The sequence below is a fragment of the Pseudoglutamicibacter albus genome, from assembly GCF_031458175.1.
Taxonomy (GTDB): Bacteria; Actinomycetota; Actinomycetes; order Actinomycetales; family Micrococcaceae; genus Pseudoglutamicibacter; species Pseudoglutamicibacter albus.
On sequence record NZ_JAVDXX010000001.1, the window covers coordinates 1,809,354 to 1,826,474 of the forward strand.

Below are 17,121 nucleotides of genomic sequence, written 5' to 3' on the forward strand. Positions count from 1 at the left end.
AAGACTCTACAGGTGAGCGCATCTGGGACATCACTCCAGTGTTGAACCACGAATATCGGTGTTAACCATGACTAAAACAACTACAAGCATCCCGCCCCGGGCGAAGCACGAGTCTTCACCGGGGCCTCGCCGTGTCACTTTCGGTCCAGCTGATCAGTCTCTGGCGACCCGATGGTGGGTCTTATTGCTCGCTCTTTTCGCGGTTCTTGGCCTCGCGGCCCTCTCGCTCTTCGTTGGCGCGTCCTCACTGTCTCTATCTGACCTGCTTGCCGGGAAGCAGGAAGCCGAGGAGGTCTTCTGGATCTCGCGCGTCCCCCGCACCGTAGCGGCCCTGCTTGCTGGCGCTGCGGTAGCGATCTCCGGTCTCATCATGCAGCAGCTGGCACGCAACCGTTTTGTTGAACCGCACATGGTCGGCTCAACCGAATCCGCGATGCTAGGTATCCTCGCTGTCACGATCTTTGTTCCGGCCATGCCAGTGATCGGCAAAATGGGTGTCGCCACCATCTTCTCTCTGGTCGGCACCGCTCTGTTCCTCGCGATCATCAACAACCTCCCAACCCGCGCAACGCTGCTGATCCCGTTGGTTGGCATCATGCTCGGCGGCGTGATCTCCGCAGCCGCAACGTTTGTGGCTTACCGCAACGACCTCCTCCAGACCTTGAACGCCTGGATGATCGGAGACCTCTCCGGCATCATCCAAGGCCGTTATGAGCTGCTGTGGATCGTCGCGGTCGTCGGCCTCGTGGGCTATATCGCGGCAGACCGTTTCACCGCCGCGGGCCTTGGTAGCGACTTCTGCACCTCGATCGGCATGAACTACAAGGTCACAGTCCGCCTCGGTATGGCGGTCGTCGCGCTCATCTCCGCGGTGAGCGTCACCACCGTAGGCGCACTCCCCTTCCTGGGGCTTGTGGTCCCGAACATCGTCTCCGCCATCGTGGGCGACCACCTGCGCCGTGCAGTCCCCTGGACCGCGCTCTTGGGCGCCGGCATGGTGCTGGCCTGCGACATCGCCGGCCGGCTCATCCGCATCCCGTACGAAATCCCGGTGGGCATGATCATGTCCGTATTGGGTTCCATCGTGTTCCTCAGCATGATCATCCACCAGCGCTACCAGAACGTCCCGCCGTCCTCGAAGAAGCGCGCCCGCCAGGCCGCTAAGAAAGCCCTGGCGATGCGCAAGCGCGCCGAACAGGAGGCTGCAGGTGCCTAATCAACACACAGCAACTCATGACAACGCAGCAGCTCATGACAAAACAGCGGCTACGCAACAGCTGGCCTCTGCTTCGAGCGCCACGACCCTGGATGAACTGATTGCCGAAGGTATCAAAGCTGAACGGCGCGACGCGCGGCGCGGCTGGATCTGGATCGCCGCACTGAGCGCCGGACTGCTGATTGCAGTTGCGGTGTTCCTCACGTGGGATCTGATGGGTGCGCTCGAATTCGCGCTGAAGCTGCGCGGAACCCGTGTGGGCGCGATGCTCGTATGTGCTGTCGCTATCGCGGTTTCCACCGTCGCGTTCCAGACCGTCACCGCCAACAGGATCCTGACCCCATCCATCATGGGTATGGATGCGCTCTATATCCTGCTGCAGACCACCGCGGTATTCGTTCTGGGTGGTACCGCATGGATGACCGCTTCCCCACTGCTGCGTTTCGGCATCGAGTTGGGGCTCATGGTCCTGTTCGCTGTGTTGCTCTACCGGTGGATGTTCACTGGGCGTACCGCCAACCTGCACCTCATGCTGCTGGTGGGTATCGTGTTGGGGACCCTGTTCCGCGGCATCTCGGCTCTCCTGCAGAAACTGCTGGATCCAAGCGAGTTCACGCAGCTTCAGGACCTGTTCTTCGCGTCCTTCAACCGTGTTGACCCTAACCTTCTGACTGCCGCGGCGATCGTGGTGGGGGTCGCGGTGTTCTTCGCGTGGCGTATGCGCCACACACTGGATGCGATGGCGCTGGGCCGCGACATGGCAACCAGCTTAGGCATCAACCACCAACGGGTCACCACCATCGTGCTGATCTTGTCTGCCGTGATGGTTGCAACCTGTACCGCGCTGGTTGGGCCGATCACGTTCTTCGGCCTGCTCGTGGTCTCGCTCGCCTACCAAGCGCTACCGGGCGCGGGCCACGGGACCCTGTTCATTGTGTCCTCGCTGATCGGTGCGTTCGCTTTGGTTGTGGGTCAGTTCATTGTTGAGCGGCTCGCGGGTCATTCGACCACGCTGTCTGTTGTGATTGAGTTTGCCGGTGGCATTGTGTTCATCGCGCTGTTGCTGAAGGGATCGTTGAAGTCATGATTGAAATCAATAAGGTTTCCAAGCAGTATGGCGCCACCACAGTGGTCGATGAGGTCACCACAGTGATCCCGGCTGGCGGGCTCACGAGCATCATCGGCCCTAACGGCGCCGGTAAGTCCACGCTGCTTTCGATGGTGTCCCGCCTGATCCCGATGGAGGAGGGCAGCGTCAAAGTCGATGGCTTGGATGTGTCCACGACGCCGTCGAAAACGTTGGCGAAGAAGCTCGCTATTTTGCGGCAGGACAACCACGTTTCGCTCCGGTTGCGTGTGCGCGACCTCGTGGGTTTCGGTCGCTTCCCGCATAACGGCGGCCAGGCCACGCGTGAGGACCGCGCGATCATCGCTCAAGCGATGCAGGAAATGGACATCACACCGCTAGCGTTCAAATACCTCGACGAGCTATCAGGCGGCCAGCGTCAGCGCGCGTTCATCGCAATGGTTTTGGCGCAAGACACCGACTACATCCTGTTGGATGAGCCGCTGAACAACCTGGATATGCGGCATTCGGTCGAGATGATGAAGCTGATGCGCCGCCTTGTTGATGAGCAAGGTAAGACGGTGGTTGTGGTGATGCACGACATCAACTTCGCCTCCGTGTATTCGGACACGATCGTGGCAATGCGCGATGGCCGCTTGGTTCAGCAGAGCAGCCCGGAAGAACTCATGACCACCGAACGGCTCGCTGAGGTGTACCAGATGCAGATCCCGATCCACGAGATCGACGGTAAACGCATCGGCGTCTACTACGGCTAGGTTGCTTTTGGGCTAGCTCCGGTTCCGCCGGTGAGCTCCGGTTCCGCCGGTGAGCTTTGGCTACGCTGGCTCAGGCTGGCGGCTGGGCACAACTTTCGGGAGGGCGTCCGGGTATTTCTGCATGACTTCGTCTACGAGGTGTTCGCGGATGTAGTTTTTCAGATCCCAGAGGTCGCCCGGGTTGCGGGCGCTCACCACGACGGTGAGTTGCATGTTGCCACCGGCCGCGTTGGTCACGACGGTCTCGCTGAAGCGGCCGTCCCACAGCTCGGTTGCATCCAGTAGCTGTTCAACGCGTTTACGCAGTGCCGCAACGGGTGCATCCCACGAGAGGTCCAGGACCACCGAGCCCTTGATTTCTTCCCCGCCTCGCGACCAGTTTTCAAACGGCGTGGTGGTGAAGTAGGTAGACGGCAGAATCATTTTGCGGCCGTCCACGAGCTTGACCACAACGTATGTCAGCGTGATCTCTTTGACGTTGCCGCGTTGGCCTTCCACCACCACGATGTCTTCAACACGGATCGCGTCCGAGAACGCGAGCTGCAAGCCAGCGAACACGTTGGTCAGCACTCCCTGAACCGCGAGGCCTGCAACCACGGAGATCAAACCGGCGGACGCGAGCACGGTTGCGCCCATCGCGCGCACGCTCGGGATCATGAGCAGCACCGCACCCACGCCGAGCACAAGCACGATCGCGGTCACGAGCCGCCGCATCAACGTCATCTGGGTACGCAGCTTGGCTACCTGCCGCGGGTCCCCGGATTCCTCATAGTGCACAATCACGGAGATTTCGACCACCGAAAGCACCGTGACCGCAAGCCACGTGATCGAAGCGACGGCCGCGACTTTGAGGATCACAGCCAACGGGATCGATATTTCTTCATCCCGGAACACCCCCGGGGTCCCGAACATGAGTCCCACCGAAAGCAGGAGGCAGAACACAGGGATTTGGAGGCGGCCTAGCTGCTCCTTGACCCGCGGGCGCTTACGCAGAATCCGCGCGAAGATGAACCACACGAGCCATGTGATGACTAACGATGCGACGATCGGAATGCCGAACGCGAGCCACGGCCGCACCACATTCGGTGCGCTCTCGACGATCGGCTCGAGCCCGGGAAGCGTCGGCTTGTCCGGATCAGGCTCCAGGAAGCCGCTCGGGCTTGAGCTTGGATCCTTGCTGGGGTCTGTTGAGGACGGGTCGCTTGAGGGCTTCCCAAATTCCGATGCGCCAGGTTCCTCAGACGGTTTTGGAGATTCCGATTCACCGGGGCTCTGACCATCGCTGGGGCTCGCTTTTTCTGCAGGCAAGGCCGTCAACAAGGTTGCTAGGAATCTCATAACTGTCAGCGTTTCACAAGTTTCTGATGGATTCCTTGAAGCACAAGGGCATTGCGCGAGAGCGTGTGAGGCACTGCGTCATGAGGCACGGCGTTGTGAGGCAGGGCGTCATGAGGCGCTGCGTCATAAGGCAGAGCGGGGTGGAGTGCGCCGGCGGCAGGCCTAGCCCTAGTCAGATGAACGCGCGAACGTTAGGCTGGTCACATTAGGTTACTTGGGGGTAACTGCCGGCCGTGCGGCATAGCCGCTGCTGTTGCCGTTGCCCTCCGCTCACGTCTTCGTTTCAGGAGTTCTCATGACTGACGCTTCCACTTCCCCACCGCAGCCAACATCGTCGCAGCCAGCACCGCAGCCGTCCGCATCGCGCCCTGCTTCGCTCACGGAGCCGGATTACGATCTGTACGCGGCCGGCCCTGACGCGCCGAACGCTGATCCGGCGGGGGTTTTCAAAGATTTACCTGAGAGTGCGCGTGCCGTGCGGGAGCGGGCGCGCGCTTTCGCGCTCGAGAAGGTCGCGCCGGTGATCGATGACTACTGGCACCGCGGCGAGTATCCGGCGCATCTGACCAAGGAACTCGGCGAGGCTGATCTGCTGCGCGACGGCATCGCGGTGGATGGCCGTGAAGGCTGGAGCCGGCTTGAGGCCGCGATGGTCGGCATGGAGCTGGGCCGCGTAGACCTCTCGGTGTCCACCATCGTGGGCGTCCAGGGTGGCTTGGCTCTGCGTTCGATCGACCTGTGCGGCTCCGAGGAACAGAAGCAGAAGTGGGGCCCGGCACTTGCCGAAGGCAGTGTTGCTGGCGCGTTCGCCCTGACAGAGCCAACCCACGGCTCGGATTCGATCGGCCTGGAGACCATGGCTACTAAGGTCGATGGCGGGTGGCGCATCACTGGCGCCAAGAAGTGGATCGGTAATGGGGCGATCGGCCCGGAGTTCGGTGCGCCAGCCATTTCGGTCGTGTGGGCTCGTGATACCGATGACGGCCAGGTCAAAGGCTTCATTGTTCCGCAGGACTCGGAAGGCTACAGCGCGTTCCATTTGAAGGAAAAAATCGCTCTGCGTTGCTTGTGGCAGGCCGAAATTGATCTGCAGGATGTGTTCGTTCCGGAGGAGAACGTGCTGCCGGGCGCGCAGTCCTTCAAGAACACGGCGCAGGTTTTGTTCGCTACCCGCCTCGGTGTTGCGTGGGCCGCCGTGGGTGCGGCGATGGGCGCCTACGAGGTCGCCGCGCAGTACGCGAGCAAGCGCATGCAGTTCGGCCGCCCGCTGGCTCATTCCCAGATTGTGAACGAGCGTTTGGCGCGCATGCAGTCCACGCTCGTTCAGGCGCAGCTTTTGGCTCTGCACTGCACCGAGTTGGAGGACCGCGGTGAGCTCTCCGGCGAGCTCGCATCGCTGGCTAAGTTCACGTCCACGCGTGCGGCCCGTTCGATTGCCGCCGATGCTCGTGACCTTTTGGGTGGCAACGGCATCCTGATCAAGAACCGGGTGGCACGCCACTTCGCTGACATCGAGGCGCTGCACACCTATGAAGGCACCGAAACTGTGCAGGCGTTGCTGATCGGGCGCGGCGTGACCGGCAAGTCCACTTTCACCGGCTAGTTGCTCCGGGGCAACGTGGGGCGCCGGGCATCGCGGGATGCCGGGCATCGTGGGGCGCCGGGCATCGCGCAGGCTAGCCCCGCCTGTATCAACCCGGGCTAACTCAGCCCAGGGTAGTTCTTATCTAGGAACGGTTTGATGACGGCGAGGTTGTCTTGCGCATAGAACAAGGTTCCCGCGTGGTTGCGTCCAGGCAGTGGATGGAACGTGCAATTCTGAGCGAGCTGTGCTTCATCTTGTGAGTCTGCGTAACGGCGCGGGTCCTTGTCTCCGGCCATCGTGAGCACGGGTGCGCTGACCTGGGCGATGAGCGTGTCCGGGATGGTTTTCTCTGCTGTTTCCATCTCGGTGAACATCGCGTAGAGCGCGAGCGGGTCGTTAGCTTTGAACGCGAGCGCGGTGGCGTGGTCTAGTCCTGGCCCGAAGCCCGCGACGAACGCGTCGATGTCTCCGGCACGCAAGGTTTCGAGGTAGCCGGGGAAGAAGATGTTTTGGACTTCACCGGTCTGCTTCCGGTGGCTTCCCCCGAGCGCAACGAAGGTCGTGAATCGGGTTGGTGCGGTGGTCATGAGCTGCCAGCCGGTGCGCGCCCCGAGCGAGTAACCGACCAGGCCCGCGGTAGCGATCTGTTCAGCATCCATCACGGCGAGCACGTCTTCAGCCATGCGCTCCATCGCATAGGCCTGCGGTTCGTGGGGTTTATCTGACTTGCCGTGGCCGCGCGCGTCGATGCGGATGTGGGTGTAGCCCGGCAGCCCCTTGAGGTAGCCCAGCCCACGCCAAATGACCCGCGATAAAGCTGATCCGTGCAGGAAGATCAGGACGGGCCCATCGCCGGTCACCTCGTAGTAGATCCGGGTTCCGTCCGTGGGGTTGATTGCATAGCTCACGAGTGTGGATTCTAGCTAACGGCCTGTTTCGGTGCGCACCGTGCCAAGATAGAAAGCATGGATCAGCAAGAAAGCACCGGTCAACAAGAAGGCTCAGGTCAACTAGCAGGCACGCCTCAGCGCGAAACCCGCACTCATATTCCTGCCGCGGCGCAGAAGCCTGCCCCGGTTTCCGGTAGCACGGAGGCAAACACGTCGAATCATATGCCGAGCGTGCGTGACCTTCCGAACCCGTGGAAGGACCGTTGGGGCCGCGCGGGTGCACGTAGCGCGCAAGTGCTGCTCATTATCGCGCTGGCCTCCGTCCTGGTGTATGGGCTGATCCAGGTTTCGGTTCTCGTCATCCCTGTTTTGTTGGCGACCATCCTCGCGTGTGCAGCGTGGCCTGCGATCGAGTGGTTGCGCCAACGCATGTCTGATACGTGGGCCGCCGTGGTGGTTGTGGTTGCCGCGGTGCTGGTGCTCGGCGGCATTATTGGCGGTATCACCGCGACGGTCGTCTCCCAGTGGAGCGGGCTGGTTGATAACGCGGTGCAGGGCTTCAACCAGACGCGTGAGATGGCGAACAAGATGGGCATCGAGATCAGCTCGAGCCAGGTGGATGAAGGGATCGAGCAAGTCAAGAAGTTCTTGACGAGCTCGACCTTCAGCACGGGCGCGGCCGCCGGGTTGTCTTCTGCGAGCATGTTCTTTGCGGGCATGGGTACGTTCATTGTCACGATCGCGATCTTCTTGCGTGATGGCGACAAGATCTGGTCTTTCCTTCACTCGTGGGTTCCTGAGTCGGCTCAGCCTACGTGGCATACGGCTGCGGTGCGTGCCCGTGACACGTTCGGCGGTTATGTGCGTGGCACCGCGGTGATCGCAGCGGTCGATGCGGCAGGCATCGCCCTGGTGATGCTCGTCTTCGGTGTGCAGTTGTGGTTCCCGCTGGCGGTCATCGTGTTCATCGGCGGCTTCATCCCGATCATGGGTGCGTTGGTCAGCTCGATCCTCGCCGCCCTCGTCGCTTTGGTGACCAACGGTTGGCTTCCAGCGCTGGCGATCATTATCGGTTCGATTGTGGTGAACCAGCTTGAAGGCAACCTCCTGCAGCCGCTCGTGATGGGTTCGGCTCTGCGGGTTCACGCACTCGTCGTGTTGTTCGCCCTGACCGCTGGGACGGTTCTTGCCGGCATCATCGGTGCACTGCTCGCCGTTCCGCTAACGGCTGCCGCTTGGGCCGCGGTCAAGGTCTTCACCGGGAGGGAAACCAAGGTGGATGATCTCGAATACCGCAAGCGGAAGAAACGCATCCGAAAGATTGCGAAGAAACGGGCCAAGCGGGTCAAGCATCTCGCTTAACGCGTGGCCAGCAGCAGGCCTGCGCTGGCCCGCAACAGGCCTGCGCTAGTCTGCAACAAGCCCAGGCTGATCTGCTCCTCCCCTACCCAAACTCCGTACTGCATGTGAGGGTTCGTTCATGAAAGCTCGTATCGATGCGTGGTTGTGGTCCGTGCGTGTGTATAAGACGCGTTCGGAGGCGACCACGGCGTGCAGGGCGGGACATATTCGGGTCAATGATGAACCGGTCAAGGCGGCATATGCGATCAAGCCGGGCGATAACGTGCGCATCCGCCGGCATGGTTTCGATCGGCACCTGCAGGTTGTGAAGCCGCTCGCCAAGCGCGTCTCAGCGCAGGTCGCGGCCACCGCATACGTCGACCACACACCTGAACGGGTCAAGCCCGCGATCCCGCAGGTGCCGGTCCGTCCGCGCGGCTCTGGCCGGCCCACCAAGAAGGAGCGCCGGCAGATGGATCAGCTGCGCGCATCGTGGGTTCCAACCGTTGAGAACATCGAGGATCTGGACCTCAATTCCGGCCCTTGACAGCGCCCTGAACCTAAGCCCTAGCTGAGCTTCTCATGTGAGCCGATATGAATGCGCTGTGAGTTTATCGCCCCGCTAGAGTAATTCGTTCCGAGACGGTAGCGTGAAAGCTACGTCTGTGCATATGCAGGCAGATCTTGTTCGCCGAAAGCAGTCCGGCACCGGTCAGCACACCGCGAGTCAAGGTAGTAGAACCGCCCACGCGTGGGCATAGGCCCGGCTTAACCGCTGGGTGTAGAAAGGACAAGGGCTCGTATGGCTTCTGGAACCGTCAAATGGTTCAACCCAGACAAGGGTTTCGGCTTCATCGCTCCGGATGATTCTTCTGATGACCTCTTCGCTCACTTCAGCGCAATCCAGACTACTGGCTTCCGCACCCTCGAAGAGGGCCAGCGCGTTGAATTCGTTGTAGCTGAGGGCCCGAAGGGTCTGCAGGCAACCGAGATCACCCCGCTGTAAGCGCACGCTACAACAGCGCATAATTACATAACATTCTTAACCCCAACGTGGTAGCCCCAGCATGGCGACCCCGATGCGGTAACCCTAGTCGGTAGCCCCGTTAGGCCGTCCACGTTGCGGTAGCCCCCGATGCGGCGAAAGCGAGCAGTAATCTGTTCAGCTTTCGCCGCATCGTACATTGAGGCGATAATCTGGGAACACCTCACCTCGCCAACAAGGGGAAGACTGTGGCAAACAAGAAGCTTAAGAAGCGTACGTGGGCTGCGATCGGTGCCGCTGCTGCCGTGAGTGGTGTGGCCGTTCGTGATCTACTCCAGAAGAAGAACGCGGTTCTGCGTAACTATCCGGTGCTGGGGCATGCGCGGTATCAGCTGGAGAAGATCCGCCCGATGATCCAGCAGTACTTCATTGAACGTGACTGGGATGGCCGCCCGTTCGACAAGACGACCCGAGACCTCATCAACGCGCGCGCCGACGGCAAGAAGGCCGAGGAGGCTTTCGGCACGTTAGCAGAAGTCAACGAGGTCGGTTTCGAGTGGATGGTTCACTCGATGAACCCGCTCGAGCCGCCACAGACCCCGCCGCGTGTTGAGATCGGCGGACCGGACTGTAAGCAGCCGTATTCGATGTCGTTGCTGAACATTTCCGCGATGAGCTTCGGTTCCCTCTCAGGTAACGCGATCACGGCCCTGAATAAGGGTGCGCGGATGGGCAATTTCGCGCACGATACCGGTGAGGGTGGGTTCACGCCGTACCACCAGCAGGGTGGCGACCTGATCCTCGAGGTCGGTACGGGTTATTTCGGTGTCCGCGATCAAAACGGCACGTTTGATCCCGAGCGTTTCCGTGATGTCTCGAGCAACGAGCAGATCAAGGCCGTTGAGATCAAGCTGTCCCAGGGCGCTAAGCCCGGTCTTGGTGGTGTTCTTCCTGGCCCGAAGGTGACTAAAGAGATCGCGGAGATCCGCGGCATCCCTGAGGGCGTGAAGTGTGTTTCCCCTCCGGGACATTCGGCGTTCAAAACCCCGACCGAACTGATCGAGTTCATCGCTAAGACCCGCGAGCTCTCGGGTGGTAAGCCGACCGGCTACAAGCTGTGCGTGACGTCGGTGGATGACGTCTTGGCGATGTGCAAGGCGATGATCGAGGTTGGCACGGCGCCAGACTTCATTGTGGTCGATGGCGCTGAAGGCGGTACTGGTGCCGCCCCGGTTGAGTTCGAAACCCACATGGGTATGCCTCTGACCCAGGGTCTCATGATTGTGCATAACGCTCTGGTGGGTGCCGGTTTGCGCGATAAGGTCAAGATCGGTGCTTCCGGCAAGATCGCTGAGGGTAACGCTATCGTCAAGCGCCTGATTCAGGGCGCTGACTTCACGAACTCAGCGCGCGGGATGATGCTCGCGCTGGGTTGCATCCAGTCTCTGCGTTGCGCTGAAGGTACCTGCCCTGTGGGTGTCGCGACCCAGAACCCGCGCCTTGAGCGCGGCCTGGACGTGGATGTGAAGGCTAATCGGGTCTATAACTTCCACCAGGCAACCGTTGCCCAGGCGGTCAAGATCATGGCTTCGATGGGCGTGACGCGCCCTGAGGACCTCTCCCCTGCGATGTTGCGCCGCAACGTCTCCCCAGACAACAACGATTCCTTCGCTCGCCTGTTCACGTGGCTTGAACCAGGTGAACTGCTGAGCGATTCCCCACGCATGTGGAAGGAACACTGGGCGAACGCGAGCTCGAGCCGCTACGGGCTCGGCAACGCGACAACCGCCCGCGCATAGCAGGGAGGCAGGCGCGGCGCTCGGGGCAAACGCGCCTGGCGTGAATGTGGGTTGCGCCCGGCCCGCACCGGGCCCATACGTGGCCCGGGCCGGAATATTTCGTTTGAGGGCACCGTTGAAATTGCTAATGGCTACTTCAACGGTGTCCTCTTCACAGTCAACTGACCACCCCACTGCGCCAGCGCTTTCGATGCTGGATCTGGTTCCTGCGCGCCGTAACGATGGTCCGCAGCAGCCGTTTCTCAACGCGGTTGAGCTCGCCCAGGCCGCGGAACGTACCGGCTACCAGACCATGTACTACGCCGAGCATCACAACATGCCTGAGATCGCATCGACCGCTACCGCGGTTTTGATGGGGCACGTCGCCGCCCGCACCGAGACGTTGGGTGTGGGTGCAGCAGGCGTGATGCTGACGAACCACGCCCCGCTCGTGGTGGCTGAGCAGTTCAAGATGCTCGAGGCGCTCTACCCTGGACGCATCCAGCTCGGTCTGGGCCGGGCCCCTGGTACGGATCAGGCGACGGTGCGCGCTCTGCGCCGCTCCCCTGAGGCCGCGGAGCATTTCCCTTCTGACGTCATGGAGCTGCTCGGGTATTTGGATGGCCCGTCGCGCATCCCTGGGGTCGAGGCGTTCCCGGCCACACCGGATGCCAGGATCCCGGTCACTATCCTGGGGTCTTCGCTCTACGGCGCGCAGCTGGCCGCCAAACTCGGGCTCCCCTACTCTTTCGCCTCGCACTTCGCGCCAACCCACTTGCAGGAGGCGCTTGAGGTGTACCGCAGCGAGTTCAAACCATCCGAGCGGCTGGAGAAGCCTCGCGTCACCGTGGCTGTGGGCGTTGTGGCCGCACCGACCGTGTCTGAGGCGAACCAGCAGTTCCAGCACGCGCTACGCCGCCGCGTGCAGTCCATGCTGGGCAGGCATCGTCCGCAGCCTTTCACCGAGGCTGAGATCGACCAGATCCTGCAGATGCCAGCGGGTAACCAGGTGCGGAACATGATGAGCTATTCCGCTGTGGGCACGCCGGATCGTGTGGTTGAACAGCTCAAGAGTATGGCCGAGGAAACGCAGGCCGATGAGCTGATTCTCGCCCACCAAGCCGTGGCGCACGAAGACCGGCTCGCCTCCGTCATCGCAACCGGCGAGGCCTGGCAGAAGTAACGGGAAGGATCCATGCAGATGCAAACTCACCTCGTGCACGCCAGCGTTCACCAAGGCTTGGGCCTCATCCGTCTCAACCGGCCTGAAAAGCTCAACGCTTTGACCCCTGAGATGGTCGATGCGGTCCACACTTCCCTCCGTACATGGCGGTATAACGGGGACGTCAAGGCCGTGGTTTTGCTGGGTGAGGGCGAACGTGGGTTCAGTGCGGGCGGTGACCTGCCGAATTTTCGCCGCATGCTCATGGCGGGCGAGGCCACGCAGATGCTGGGCATCTTGGCCGCCGAGTTCGAGCTGGCGGCCGCGATCCAGACCTACCCTAAGCCGGTGATCGCGTTCATGACCGGGGTCACGATGGGCGCAGGCTTCGGGCTGGCATCGGCGGCTTCGGTGCGGATTGTGACCCCGGATTCGCAGCTTGCGATGCCGGAGGTGCGCATCGGCTATGTTCCGGATGTGGGTGGTTCGCTGTGGCTGGGCCGGGCGCCGGGCCGGATCGGCGAACACATGGCGTTGACTGGAGATGCGGTGGGTGCCGGGGACGCTGTCGAGTTCGGTCTTGCTGATTTCTGCATCGAGCAGGATGCCGTGGATGACGTGCTCACCTCGATCGCTGACCTGTGTGCTTTGCCTGGTCAGGATTTGGCGGTGGGCTTGCACATCATGCATGGTGCGCCGCAGCGTTCTGAGCTGAATGTTCAGCGGGCCTGGATCGATGAGGCGTATTCCGGCAGTGATGTCGCTCAGATCCTGAAGAATCTGGGTGCCTCCCCGTGGCCGGCGGCCGCGAAGGCTGCTGAGCGGATTCGCGCTAACGCGCCGATCGCGTGTGAGATTGCGTTGCAGCTCGTGCGTGAGTCCCGCGCCGAAGACGAGCTGCGGGGCGCGCTCGAACGTGAGCACCGCGCGGCGTCCTACGTCATGGACACCCCCAATGTTGTTGAGGGGATCCGTGCGCTGCTGATCGATAAAGACAAATCACCGCGGTGGTCGGTGACCCGCGCCGAGGATGTCGATACAGACCGGGTTGCCCGCATGCTCGAACCCCAGGACGATGAGCTCGGCCTGTGGGACGACGGCGAAGACGGCGACTGGTAGCGCCGGCACTGACACCCGCCCGACGCTGTCCCGCCCCTGTTGCCTACTCACCAGCATTGACACTTGTGGCCCGCTCGAAACATTCGAGCGGGCCACAGTACTTCATCCCCTAGGCGCTATTCTGAGGCGCTACTTGCGGGTGACGTCGCCGAGTGCTTCGCTGGCGAGCTTGTTGACGGTGCCGTAGCGGTGCGCGGTCATGGTCACGGACTGTTCGCGCACGAATGGCAGCATTTCGATGCGGCCCGAACGTGTGACCGGGTGCGCGTTGACTGCGAGGTCCGGGGCTTGGGTCGTGGCCTCGCGGGTCGCCTGAACCAGCGCGTCCATCTCTTCTGTTCCTTCGCGGCCGATGAGGCGCACACGGCTTCCGTCCGGGTTCGCGGACAGCTGCCGGCAGGTTTCGAGCCAGGCTTCTTCGTCTTCGATGACGACCGCTGCACCCAGCTGACGGTAGGCATCGGCGATACCGATGGGTGCCTCGTCTGGCAGTGAGACTTCCATGCGCTGTTTAGCGCCGGTTCCTACGCGGTCGGTCACAGAGCGCAGTACGCGCCAGCCTGCGGCAACCACGCGTGCGAGCAGCACGAGGTCGGCTTCTTCGATGGTTGCCACGCGGATGCGTACCTTGACGGGACGGTAGCGCAGGCCGTTGACCTCAACGTCGAGGCCTGTGGCGTCTTGGAGGCCTTCGAAGAACTCACTGTCCTTGGCGTCCTGCGCGAGTGCTTTTTCGAGCCAGGCGCGTGGTTCTTCGTTGAAGGTGTGGACCAGCATCGAGTAGTGCGGCGTGGATACGATGACCTCGCGATCTGCTGGGCCGAGGCCGTGTTCGGAGTCTTCCCAGCGCAGCATCGACGGGACGTAGTTCGGGCCGCCGGCCTTGGTTCCGGTGCCGACCGCGGACTTCTTCCAGCCGCCGAACGGTTGACGCTGAACGATCGCGCCGGTGATACCGCGGTTGATGTAGAGGTTGCCGGCCTCGATGTGTTGCTGCCAGTACCGGATTTCCTCGGCATCGAGTGAGTGGATGCCGCTGGTGAGGCCGTAGTCGATCTGGTTGACCCACTGGACGGCTTCTTCGAGGCTTTCGGCGTGCATGATGCCGGTGACGGGCCCGAAGTATTCGGTCAGGTGGAACTCGGAGCCGGGCTTCACGCCGGCGCGGATGCCTGGCGAGAACAGCTTGCCGGAGTCATCGAGCGGCTCCGGTTTGAGGACCCAGTTCTGCCCTGGCTCAAGCTGGGTGAGTCCGCGGCGTAGCTTCTCCCCTGGTTCTTCGATGACTGGCCCCATGATCGATTCGGGTTTCTCCGGATAGCCGACCACAAGCGAGTTCGCGGCGTCGACGATCTGGCGGTAGAGGCGCTCGGAGCGGGCTGCCTGGCCAACCAGGATCACCAGCGAGGCGGCCGAGCACTTCTGTCCGGCGTGGCCGAATGCGGAGTCGACGATGTCTTTCGCGGCGAGGTCGTAGTCCGCGGATGGGGTCACGATGATCGCGTTCTTGCCTGAGGTTTCTGCGAACAGCGGCAGGCCTGGGCGCATCTCGTGGAAGGCCTGAGCGGTTTCGTACGCGCCGGTGAGGATCACGCGGCCCACGCGTTCGTCGGTGATCATCGCGTCGCCGAGGTCGCGGGAGGAGGCGTCGATGAGTTGCAGGATCTCGCGTGGGAGCCCGGCTTCATCGAGCGCTTCCCAAATGCATTCGGTGAGCACTGCACCGCAGCGGATGGATGCGCGGGCTGGCTTGATCACTACCGCGCTGCCCGCGGCGAGCGCGGAGATGGTTGAGCCGGTTGGGATGGCTACGGGGAAGTTCCATGGCGGGGTCACGAGCGTGACTTTGTCCATGACGGGTTCTGCGCCGGCGATTGTGCCGAGGTTGCGTGCTTGTTCAGCGTAATAGTTGCAGAAGTCGATGGCTTCGGAGACTTCCGGGTCGCCTTGAGCCAACGTCTTGCCGGCTTCGGAGCCCATGACTTCGAGTAGGTCGGCGCGGCGGGACTTCATTTTGTCGCCGGCGCGGTGGAGCACGTCGGCGCGCTGGTCGGGGGTGAGGCCTTGCCACACGTCGGCGGCTTTTTGGGCGGCGTCATAGACCTCGTTGAGGCGTGCGGTGTCTTTGACTTTCGCTGCGGCTACGGTGTCTTTGCCGAGGGTGCTGGTTGGGATGTTCTTGAGGATGTCTCCGCCCCAGAGGCGGTTCCAGGCCAGGTCCGGGTCGGTGTCCGGTTCGTTGGTGAAGGTGCCGCCCCAGGTTGGTTGGGTGAAGTCTTCTTTGTTGCGGTCCTGGAAGCGGCGCGGTACGGGCGCCTGACTCCATTCTGACAGGATGCTGACAGATTCGCGGAAGCGTTCCTCTTCCTGCTTGAACGCGGCAGGGTCTTCGTCGAGGTTGAAGACCTCGGACATGAAGTTGTCTTCAGTCGCGCCCTCTTCGAGGCGACGCACGAGGTATGAGATCGCAACATCGAACTCATCCGGCTTGACCACCGGCGTGTAGAGCAGAAGCCTGCCCACATCCTGCCGAACCGCTTGGGCTTGCTGGCTTGCCATGCCCAGCAGCATCTCGAATTCGACGTCCTTGCCACCCGGTTCGATGCCGCGGGCACGCATCAGATGCAGGTGCAGCGCGATGTCGAAGAGGTTGTGGCCTGCGATGCCTAGGCGCACGTTCTTGACGTGCTCTTGGGTCAGTGCGTAGTCGAGGATCGCTTTATAGTTCGCGTCAGTGAGCTGCTTGGTGGACCACACGGTCTGGGTCCAGCCGCGCATCTGTGCTTCGACTTGTTCCATGGGCAGGTTCGCACCCTTGACCAGGCGCACCTTGATAGGGGCCCCACCGTTGGCGACGCGCTCTGCGGCAAAGCGCTGGAGGCGCTTCATGGCAGCGTAGGAGTCCGGCAGGTAGGCCTGCAGCACGATCCCGGCCTCGGTGTTTGTGAACTCCTCCTCGCTCAACAGCTCAGTGAACACGGCGAGGGTGAGGTCGAGGTCTTTGTATTCCTCCATGTCAAGGTTGATGAAGGTGCGTGGGCTGGAGTTGTTGGCCGCGCGATACAGCGGGCGCAGGTGCTCCACGATGTCGGTCACGGCTTCGTCGAAGGCCCACGGACTGTGTGGCGCCACGGTCGCGGAGACCTTGATGGATACATAGTCCACGTCGGAGCGTTCGATGAGCTCCTTGGTGCCCTTGACGCGGTGCGCGGCCTGGTCTTCGCCGAGGATCGCCTCGCCCAGCAGGTTGATGTTGAGGTCGATGCCCTCTGTGCGCAGCTCCTCGATCGCTTTGGTGAGCTTGTCTGGGCGGGCATCCACGATGAGGTGGGAGACCATGTTACGAAGTGCGGCGCGGGCGGCCGGGATCACGACGCGTGGGGCGAGCTTACCCAGGGTTCCACCAGCTTTGACTGCGCTTTGCAGGTACCACGGCAAGAACGCGGGGACCTTCGCTGCGATCTCGTTGAGGGCCTTCGCGGCTGCCGCTGGGTCCTCGGTGCGGATCACGCGGTCCACGAACCCGACCGTGAAGTCGAGGCCGTCTGGGTCAGAGAGCACGCCGGCGAGCTGTTGGGCCGCCTTATCGACGGGGTAATCGCGGGCTGCGGTGAGCCAGTCACGAACCTGCTGTACGGCTTCGTCTGTGAGGTCCCATGGGCGGATGAGTCCTTCCATGTCTGGCCCGTGCCAAGCGATGGGCCGGCGGGTGATTGATTCAGCCGTGTGGCGTCCCGTCATGCGTACGCACTCCTAACTTTCGTGTCAATAACTAACGTGTTTCCGTGGAAAATCTAGCTGACTTTCAGAATGCTCTCAGCGTAATTTGAGCTTTCTCCTGGCTATATCTCTATTTTGCCGTAGG

General features: G+C 62.0%; 13 protein-coding genes. 10 read left to right on the plus strand and 3 right to left on the minus strand.

Going from position 1 to position 17,121, the window contains the following annotated elements:
- Positions 1 to 67: 67 nt before the first annotated feature.
- The 3 genes from J2S67_RS07980 to J2S67_RS07990 are packed head-to-tail and all read left to right on the plus strand — an operon-like array spanning position 68 to position 3,058.
- Positions 68 to 1,216: an ABC transporter permease gene (locus J2S67_RS07980; RefSeq protein ID WP_310247943.1), complete on the plus strand. Its 1,149-nt coding sequence runs from the start codon at positions 68 to 70 to the stop codon at positions 1,214 to 1,216.
- Positions 1,209 to 2,303 (plus strand): iron chelate uptake ABC transporter family permease subunit, encoded by a 1,095-nt coding sequence (locus J2S67_RS07985; protein ID WP_256173978.1) that lies wholly within the window; start codon positions 1,209 to 1,211, stop codon positions 2,301 to 2,303. Before J2S67_RS07980 ends, J2S67_RS07985 begins: the two co-directional genes overlap by 8 nt.
- On the plus strand, positions 2,300 to 3,058 hold the full coding sequence (locus J2S67_RS07990) for an iron ABC transporter ATP-binding protein (protein WP_310247950.1): 759 nt from the start codon (positions 2,300 to 2,302) through the stop codon (positions 3,056 to 3,058). Before J2S67_RS07985 ends, J2S67_RS07990 begins: the two co-directional genes overlap by 4 nt.
- A 60-nt stretch (positions 3,059 to 3,118) precedes the next feature.
- Here J2S67_RS07990 and J2S67_RS07995 read toward each other — a convergent pair whose 3' ends face one another.
- Complete coding sequence (locus tag J2S67_RS07995; protein ID WP_310247952.1) at positions 3,119 to 4,396, minus strand: mechanosensitive ion channel family protein; 1,278 nt, start codon at positions 4,394 to 4,396, stop codon at positions 3,119 to 3,121.
- Between the two features lie 295 nt (positions 4,397 to 4,691).
- Between J2S67_RS07995 and J2S67_RS08000 the strand changes: the two genes are divergently transcribed.
- Positions 4,692 to 5,999 (plus strand): acyl-CoA dehydrogenase family protein, encoded by a 1,308-nt coding sequence (locus J2S67_RS08000; RefSeq protein ID WP_310247955.1) that lies wholly within the window; start codon positions 4,692 to 4,694, stop codon positions 5,997 to 5,999.
- Between the two features lie 98 nt (positions 6,000 to 6,097).
- Here the strand turns inward: J2S67_RS08000 and J2S67_RS08005 are convergent, their stop codons facing one another.
- Positions 6,098 to 6,889 (minus strand): alpha/beta fold hydrolase, encoded by a 792-nt coding sequence (locus tag J2S67_RS08005; RefSeq protein WP_310247957.1) that lies wholly within the window; start codon positions 6,887 to 6,889, stop codon positions 6,098 to 6,100.
- A gap of 57 nt (positions 6,890 to 6,946) precedes the next feature.
- Here J2S67_RS08005 and J2S67_RS08010 point away from each other — a divergent pair, with 57 nt between their 5' ends.
- From J2S67_RS08010 to J2S67_RS08035, 6 genes are all read left to right on the plus strand, one after another.
- Positions 6,947 to 8,233, plus strand: coding sequence for an AI-2E family transporter (locus tag J2S67_RS08010; protein ID WP_310247960.1), 1,287 nt, complete (start codon positions 6,947 to 6,949; stop codon positions 8,231 to 8,233).
- A 118-nt stretch (positions 8,234 to 8,351) separates the two neighbouring features.
- Positions 8,352 to 8,759, plus strand: coding sequence for an RNA-binding S4 domain-containing protein (locus J2S67_RS08015; protein WP_310247962.1), 408 nt, complete (start codon positions 8,352 to 8,354; stop codon positions 8,757 to 8,759).
- Positions 8,760 to 9,014: 255 nt separating this feature from the next.
- Positions 9,015 to 9,218, plus strand: coding sequence for a cold-shock protein (locus J2S67_RS08020; protein WP_035756264.1), 204 nt, complete (start codon positions 9,015 to 9,017; stop codon positions 9,216 to 9,218).
- A 227-nt stretch (positions 9,219 to 9,445) separates the two neighbouring features.
- Positions 9,446 to 10,996: an FMN-binding glutamate synthase family protein gene (locus J2S67_RS08025; RefSeq protein WP_070507319.1), complete on the plus strand. Its 1,551-nt coding sequence runs from the start codon at positions 9,446 to 9,448 to the stop codon at positions 10,994 to 10,996.
- 127 nt (positions 10,997 to 11,123) lie between these two features.
- Positions 11,124 to 12,158, plus strand: coding sequence for an LLM class flavin-dependent oxidoreductase (locus J2S67_RS08030; RefSeq protein ID WP_310247972.1), 1,035 nt, complete (start codon positions 11,124 to 11,126; stop codon positions 12,156 to 12,158).
- A gap of 12 nt (positions 12,159 to 12,170) precedes the next feature.
- The gene (locus J2S67_RS08035) at positions 12,171 to 13,256 is read left to right on the plus strand and encodes an enoyl-CoA hydratase/isomerase family protein (RefSeq protein ID WP_310247975.1); all 1,086 of its coding nucleotides are present in this window, start codon (positions 12,171 to 12,173) and stop codon (positions 13,254 to 13,256) included.
- Between the two features lie 129 nt (positions 13,257 to 13,385).
- On the opposite strand, the gene J2S67_RS08040 is transcribed toward J2S67_RS08035, so the two are convergent.
- Positions 13,386 to 16,997, minus strand: a complete 3,612-nt coding sequence (locus J2S67_RS08040; protein WP_310247977.1) for a bifunctional proline dehydrogenase/L-glutamate gamma-semialdehyde dehydrogenase — start codon at positions 16,995 to 16,997, stop codon at positions 13,386 to 13,388.
- Between the last annotated feature and the right edge of the window lie 124 nt (positions 16,998 to 17,121).